General features: G+C 66.7%; 9 protein-coding genes. 3 read left to right on the top strand and 6 right to left on the bottom strand.

Going from position 1 to position 6,452, the window contains the following annotated elements; translation table 11 throughout:
* Nucleotides 1–540 precede the first annotated feature (540 nt).
* Nucleotides 541–1,200 carry a GH25 family lysozyme gene (locus VGI62_RS06435; RefSeq protein ID WP_331503578.1) on the top strand — a complete coding sequence of 220 codons (660 nt, stop codon included), beginning with the start codon at nt 541–543 and terminating at the stop codon, nt 1,198–1,200.
* A 56-nt stretch (nt 1,201–1,256) separates the two neighbouring features.
* Here the strand turns inward: VGI62_RS06435 and VGI62_RS06430 are convergent, their stop codons facing one another.
* The 3 genes from VGI62_RS06430 to VGI62_RS06420 all read right to left on the bottom strand — a co-directional run bounded on the left by VGI62_RS06430 (nt 1,257) and on the right by VGI62_RS06420 (nt 3,152).
* A complete protein-coding gene (locus tag VGI62_RS06430; protein WP_331503577.1) occupies nt 1,257–2,096 on the bottom strand; it encodes an alpha/beta hydrolase in 840 nt (279 codons plus the stop codon).
* A gap of 63 nt (nt 2,097–2,159) precedes the next feature.
* Nucleotides 2,160–2,672, bottom strand: a complete 513-nt coding sequence (locus VGI62_RS06425; RefSeq protein ID WP_331503576.1) for a hypothetical protein — start codon at nt 2,670–2,672, stop codon at nt 2,160–2,162.
* A gap of 57 nt (nt 2,673–2,729) precedes the next feature.
* Nucleotides 2,730–3,152, bottom strand: coding sequence for a hypothetical protein (locus tag VGI62_RS06420; RefSeq protein ID WP_331503575.1), 423 nt, complete (start codon nt 3,150–3,152; stop codon nt 2,730–2,732).
* A gap of 131 nt (nt 3,153–3,283) precedes the next feature.
* On the opposite strand from VGI62_RS06420, the gene VGI62_RS06415 reads away from it, so the two are divergent.
* Nucleotides 3,284–4,216, top strand: coding sequence for a LysR family transcriptional regulator (locus VGI62_RS06415; protein WP_331503574.1), 933 nt, complete (start codon nt 3,284–3,286; stop codon nt 4,214–4,216).
* 53 nt (nt 4,217–4,269) lie between these two features.
* The gene (locus tag VGI62_RS06410) at nt 4,270–4,941 is read left to right on the top strand and encodes an isoprenylcysteine carboxylmethyltransferase family protein (protein WP_331503573.1); all 672 of its coding nucleotides are present in this window, start codon (nt 4,270–4,272) and stop codon (nt 4,939–4,941) included.
* Nucleotides 4,942–5,009: 68 nt separating this feature from the next.
* Here the strand turns inward: VGI62_RS06410 and VGI62_RS06405 are convergent, their stop codons facing one another.
* From VGI62_RS06405 to VGI62_RS06395, 3 genes are all read right to left on the bottom strand, one after another.
* A complete protein-coding gene (locus VGI62_RS06405; RefSeq protein WP_331503572.1) occupies nt 5,010–5,465 on the bottom strand; it encodes a universal stress protein in 456 nt (151 codons plus the stop codon).
* 124 nt (nt 5,466–5,589) lie between these two features.
* Nucleotides 5,590–5,934, bottom strand: coding sequence for a copper-binding protein (locus tag VGI62_RS06400; RefSeq protein ID WP_331503571.1), 345 nt, complete (start codon nt 5,932–5,934; stop codon nt 5,590–5,592).
* Nucleotides 5,935–5,996: 62 nt separating this feature from the next.
* Nucleotides 5,997–6,173, bottom strand: a complete 177-nt coding sequence (locus VGI62_RS06395; RefSeq protein ID WP_331503570.1) for a hypothetical protein — start codon at nt 6,171–6,173, stop codon at nt 5,997–5,999.
* Nucleotides 6,174–6,452: the final 279 nt, after the last annotated feature.

Raw genomic sequence — 6,452 nt, 5'->3', positions numbered from 1 at the left:
AACCCGAGAGCGCCCGCCTCTGCGACCGGGCCCACCAGTTCGGCGACCCCGACACCAGTCATGCCGCCCATGACGAGGGGCGTCTCGACGCCGAACATGTCAGTGATACGTGTCTTGATCATCTCGGCCTTCCAATGGGTTGTCGATGCGCCGCCAGATTGGAGCGGTCGCGCCAGAAGCGTAGGCGTCAGGAGATGCACCCTACCAGTCCAGACTCGATATCTGGAAGGGGGCGCGCCCGATGGGCGGACGGGTTGAAGCCGCGACCTTCGTCCTCACCCGCCCGCGGACGGCTCACCTTAGTCCGCCCGGGCGCGATCTTCTGGATGACTTCGTTGCCGGCGCCGGGGTCGGCAGTCGCCCACGTCTCCCCCAGCGCGTGGCGGGCGTCGTTCTGGGTTCGACCTGATAGACGCCGCCGTTATCGGTGGCAGCCTCCTGGCTCTGATGTTCTCGATGCGTCCAGGCTGCCTTTGCGACGTTCTCGACTTTCGCGAGAATGTTCATAGGGTCGCGCGCGCCCTCGCTTCAGCGATCCTGTTGGGGAGCGCAATCGCATCGATCGCAGCCTCGGCGGCCATGTGCCGAGACGCCCATGGAGAGCCCGATCGCCACCGCTATCCAGTGAGGGGGATCGATGTATCTCACTACCAGGGGACCATCGATTGGCCCGTGGTGGCCCGCGACGATGTGGCCTTCGCGTATGTCAAAGCGACGGAAGGCGTTGAGGGCCGTGACGCCCGATTTGCACGTAACTGGCGAGGAGCCCAACGGGCCCGCATCAGGGTCGGAGCCTATCACTATTTCATCTTCTGCCGGTCGGGCCGGGATCAGGCGCACAATTTCCTGGCCGTGGCCCCGCACCCGACGAGTGCGCTTCCGCCCGCGGTTGATCTCGAAGTCGGACGTAGCTGCCCCGCCCGGCTCAGCGGCCCGGAGATGCGTCGGGAACTGGACGCCTTCCTGTCGGTGGTCGAAGCGCGCGAGCAAAGGCACGCCGTTCTCTACGTGACGCCACAGTTCTTCGCGACCTATCGCGCTTACCTCCCCAAGCGACCAATGTGGCGACGCTCGATCTTGTCGAAGCCCCCGCCCAAGTGGACGTTTTGGCAATACCGCAGTCGCGGACGAGTCGCTGGCATCCGAACTCTCGTTGATTTGAACGTATCCAGCGCCGGCGGTCGCACATTGGCGCTGTGATGGAGCCAGCCGGGCTCGGCAGAGAGCCGATGGCGCAGAGCCCGGGTAGCCAGCGCTCAACGATGGCGTTCGAGGAAGGCGAAGACGGCTTCGTTGAAAGCGTCGTTGCGGTCGCCCGCGACCATGTGATCAGCGCCGGCGATATCGGCGAACTCTGCGTGCGGGACGAGCTGGAGGAAGTCGTCGACCCCCTCCTGGGAGAGAACATCGGAGAGGCGGCCACGGACGAGCAGTGTCGGAACCTTCAGGCTGCGGGCGGCCTCGCGCAGCCCGTCGCCGTCGCGCAGCGCGCGACCCTCCTGAAACATGCGCGGGTCCCAGTGCCAGTAGTAACGGCCGTCGCGCAGGCGCAGATTCCGCATCAGGCCAGACGTGTCCTTGGGCCGTGGGCGGTGCGGCAGGTAGGCGGCCACGGCGTCGGCGGCCTCCTCGACGCTGGCGAACCCATCGGGCGCGCCGTGCATGAAGGCTAGGATCTTCTCCGTGCCGACGCGATTCACCGTGGGTGCGATGTCAACCATCACCAGGCCTGCCAGTGGGTGGCCCATGGCGGCGTAGCTCAGGCTGGCCATGCCGCCCAGCGAGGCGCCGACCAGGAATGGCGGCGCGGATAACGCGCCGGCGACGGCGCGGATGTCGGCCGCGTGGGCGGCCATGCTGTAGTCGATGGCGGGCGACCAGCCGCTCTCACCGTGGCCGCGCAGGTCGGCGCTGATCATCCGGAAGCCGCGCTGAGCGCCCTCGGCCAGGGCCCTGCCCCAGGCGCCGCGGGTCTGCCCGCCACCGTGTAGCAGGATCACCGGCGCGCCGTCGGGCGGGCCCGCCACGTCAGCGGTGATCTGGACATCGCCGCTCTGGAAGCGACGGATCTGAGCAGACTGGCCGGCGGCGTTCATGCGAGGAGAGATAGCGAGGTTTCCCTTAGGTCTGGGAAGCCTCGCTCGGAGACGGCGGCGAGCCTAGGCTCGCGCGACGGAGGCGGCGGCTTTCGGCGCGGCCCGCGCCAACAGCATGAAGGCCGCCACGTGCGTGACCGTCAGGATCGGCACGTAGATGATGGGGATCACATAGGTAGCGGCGAGCTGCCCGGAGAGGGCCGGCAGGCCAAGCCTCACGCCGTTGTAGTAGTCGATGAGGATGTCGAGCAGGCCCGTGACGTTGAAGGCCACCACCAGCGCCCAGAACAACGGCCGCACCCGCACGGCCATCATCGCCGCGATGGCCAATAGGCCGGCCGCGAAGTCTCCCCAGGCCGCCCAGACCGCGAAGGTCGGCGGCAGCGATGGGCCAACCACGCCCGGCAGGATGAACACCAGGCCGAAGAAGCGGAAGGCGTGCAGCGCCGCGATCGCGCGTTGGGCGTCGAGCGGGGCCATGGCGCGCAGCCGGGGCCAGCCGTAGGCGCTGAAGCAAAGCAGCCACGGGACGTAGCCCATGGCCAGCTGGAGGTTAAAGATCGCGGCGGGGGGCATGGGAGCACCTCGAGGGTTTGAGATCTGTGGGGCTCGAAGGCCGCTCCGGAGACGGCCTCAGCCCGGCGCGCCGGGTGATCCGTTCAGGAGCAGACCGAGCGGCGCGAGGGGGCCGATCGGGATCAGGTCGAACTCCATTAGCCCCTCGCGGTCTAGCGGCAGCGTCGCCAGCAGCTGCTGGGCTTCCTTCGGGTCGGCTGTGTTCAGGATGAAGACCACACCGGGGCGATCGTTGCGCGCATACCACTCGCTGATCCGGCCCTGCAGGTAGAGCTTGACGGTCTCACGCACCTCCTGGGGCAGGACGGTGCGCAGGGCCGCCGGCGTGAACTTGGGTGTGACGCGGCCGATGGCCAGGATCCGCGTGGTCGGCGCGCTGGGCGGTCCCGCCGGTTGCGCCAAGGCGGAGCCTGCGCCCAGGACCAGCGTCGCGCTGAGCGCGGCGGCTGCCCGCCGCAGCGTCTTCTTGAGCGAGACCATACGAAAACTCCCTGTCGATTCCGAGGCGCGGGTTGCCAAAGCGGGTGTCAATAAGCCGGCCCGCGGATGGGTCTGCCCCCGGTCTAAACCGGGTTACGTCGGCGGCCTATCCGATGTAATCGCTACAGGCTGTGAAGCAGAACTACACAGTCAGACGCGGAGCGCTGGAGGGCGTCGAGGCCTTCCTCGCCACTGCGCGACGGCGGAGTTTTCGACGCGCCGCCGCGGACCTCGGCGTCACGCCTTCGGCTGTGAGCCAGGCTGTGCGCGGGCTGGAGACCCGGATCGGTGCGGCCCTATTCATCCGCACGACGCGCAGCGTCGGCCTTACCGAGGCGGGCCAGCGGTTCTTCGACCGTGCGGGTCCCGCGTTCGAGGAACTGGCCGCCGCCGCCGAGGCCGCAGGTGACCTCGGCGGGAGCCCGACCGGCTTGCTGCGCCTGACCGTGCCACGGGCGGTCGTCCCGCTGATCCTCGAGCCGGTGTTCGCCTCGTTCTGCAAGGCCTATCCCAACATCCAGCTGGAGATCGTCGCCAGCGACGAGATGCTCGACCTGGCGGCCGGCGGCTTCGACGCCGGCGTCCGCCTGGGTGAGTTCATCGCTCCCGACATGGTCGCGGTGCGGCTGACCCCGCCGGTGCCCCTCGCCGTCCTTGGAAGCCCGGCTTATTTCGAAGAGCACGGCCGCCCAGAACGGCCCGAGGACCTGCGCCATCACGCGTGCCTGCGCCTGCGGCGTTCGAGCGGCGCCATCGCTCCCTGGGTCTTCGTCGACGGAAACAGCACCATCGAGGCGATCATTTCGGGTCCGATGATCGCCCACGACTATCCGACCCTCGTGGGCGCCGCCGAGCGCGGACTGGGCCTTGTCCAGGCCCCGCGCCCGCTCGCCGGCGCGGCGATCGCGGAGGGCCGGCTGGCGTCGGTGCTCGACGAGATCGCGGCTACGTCTCCGGGCGTCTTCCTCTACCACCCCGGGAGACATCAGGTCCTGCCGAAGCTGCGGGCCTTTATCGATCACATCCGAGCGACCCACCGGGCCGCCGGCGCCAGCACAGGCTAGGCCGCCTCGTTCCGGACCCTGGACTTCTCGGTCCAAAGCGCAATTCTGGGAGCATGCTGCTGGCGCGCGCCTTCGCCGGATTCACTTTCCTGTTCGTGGTCATCGCCAGCGTATTCTTCGGCTTGGCCGGGACCCTGCACGACGGGCGCGCGTGGGTGATGCTGGCGCTGTTCTTCGGATGCGCCGGGGTCATCACCGTATGGCTCTGGTTTCGCGACAAGGCACTTCTGGAACGGCGAGTGAAGGCGGGGCCGGGCTCGGAGCCCGATCCAGCGCAGAATATCGTCCAGGGGCTGGCGGGGCTTATCTTCCTGGGGACTTTCGCCTTGCCGGGGCTCGACAGACGCTTCGGCTGGTCGCACTTGCCCCTCGCAGTGTCACTCATCGGCGACGGGATGATCGCCATCGGCTTCCTGATTGTCTTCCTCACCTTTCGCGAGAACTCTTTCGCCGCCGGGACCATCGAGCTCGCTGAGGGCCAGCACGTGATCGACAGTGGTCCCTACGCCGTCGTTCGCCATCCCATGTACGCTGGCGCGCTCATCATGATCGCCGGAATACCCCCAGCGCTGGGCTCGTGGTGGGGGCTGATTCCGGCCGCATTGCTGGTCCCGGTCATCGTGTGGCGGCTGAAGCGCGAGGAGGAATTCCTGGCGGCCAACCTCGAGGGCTATGGCCGCTATCGGAGCCGCGTACGGCGCCGGCTGGCGCCGATGTTTTGGTAGTCGATGTCAAGGACGTGTCTCAGCCGACCTGGTATTGGACTACAGAAGCTGAACCACCGCTGCGCGTATCACGGCGTGATCTGGGCCTCGAACTCCTCATCGGTGATGACGTCGCGGGCAAGAAGGACGCTGCAGCCCACATAATCGACGATATAAGCGCCTGAGGCACCCGACCACCACCGCTCGATCAAGCTCTGCCGGCGATGGCCTACAACGACAAGGTCAGCTGCGAAACGCTTTGCAAACGCCCCAATGCTAAGAGCCGGCTCTCCAGTGACGACTTCTCCCAACGCCGACACCCCAAGCCGCTGGAGGCGCTGAAGCCCCATTTCAAGCAGCTGGGGCGCGGCATCGCTCTGCGGCAGAGGATAGATGCCGTCCGCGGTGCGCAAAGCTGGCGACTGCTGCTCGATGATGAGTAGGAACACCTTTGCTCCGAAGGACCGGGCGATGAGTGCGCCTTCTCGCAGAGCGACCAAACTCTCTCGCGAACCGTCGCTAGCCAACAGGACACGCTTGTACACTTCCCACCCCTTCGCCTGTGCGTGATAGGCAATCTATGGACCTTCGCTCGGCGCATCACTCTAATTCTGCCACCGGCGCCGGCCTCGCGCCCGCAGGCCCTACGATGGGGCTGCCGGGCCCCACTCATTGCTTTCGGATCGCGGTGACTTCGGGGAGCCCGGTTCCCTGCTTGGCGTCAAAGCTGATCTCCTGACCGACCTTGAGCCCATTCAGGAGGGAAGGCGGTGTCGCCTTGAAGCCCATCGTCATGGCTGGCCATCCGAGCGAAGCGATGGGTTCATGCTTAATGGTGAGTGTTCCGTCTTTCGCGTCGATCTCGGTGATCACCCCGGTTCCCTTGCCGGTTTTCGTGGCGGAGGCCGGCATGCCTGGCATGTCGGCCATCGGCTTTGCCACGGGCTGAGCCATCGCCGTTTCGGCTGTGGCGAGGGTCAGGATTGTGGCCAGGGCCAACAGTTGTGCTCTCACGGGAAACTCCTTTGGGTTTGAGGACCAGCACCAACAACGGCACCAGACCGAGAGCGTCCAGATCATGGCGGGGCGTCGTGCGCCGAGGATCGTCCCACAAGCTGGAGATCGACGCCGGCCGCTGCGAGCACGGCCAGGGTGCTACCAAGCTGAACCGTCGGCTTGCCCCGCTCGAGTTCGACGACGAAGCGTAGGCCAACCCCGGCGGCCGCTGCGAACTCATCCTGACGCAGGCCCATGGCTTGCGCGCGTGGCGCACCGTTTGGCCCATCTGTGAGGGGTGATCAGGGAAAAATGTCCCGTTCGGGATATTTCCCTATCCTGCCGTGAAGGAAGTCAAGAAAATTTCCCGAACGGGATAATTCATGAGGCTAAGTGCCGGGCACCTAAGATTTTTTCCGTTCGGGAGAGTTCTGGGCGCTCCGCCAGGCCCGACGAAGCGCCCAGTACTCGGTCAGTGGCCGCCGCCGCGGCGCGATGAGATGAGGCTGCAGCCGTCGTCCACGACGGCCTGGGAG

Source organism: Phenylobacterium sp. (assembly GCF_036495085.1).
Lineage (GTDB): Bacteria > Pseudomonadota > Alphaproteobacteria > Caulobacterales > Caulobacteraceae > Phenylobacterium.
Note: the sequence above shows the minus strand (reverse complement) of the source record. Positions and strands in the feature narration are given on the sequence as shown.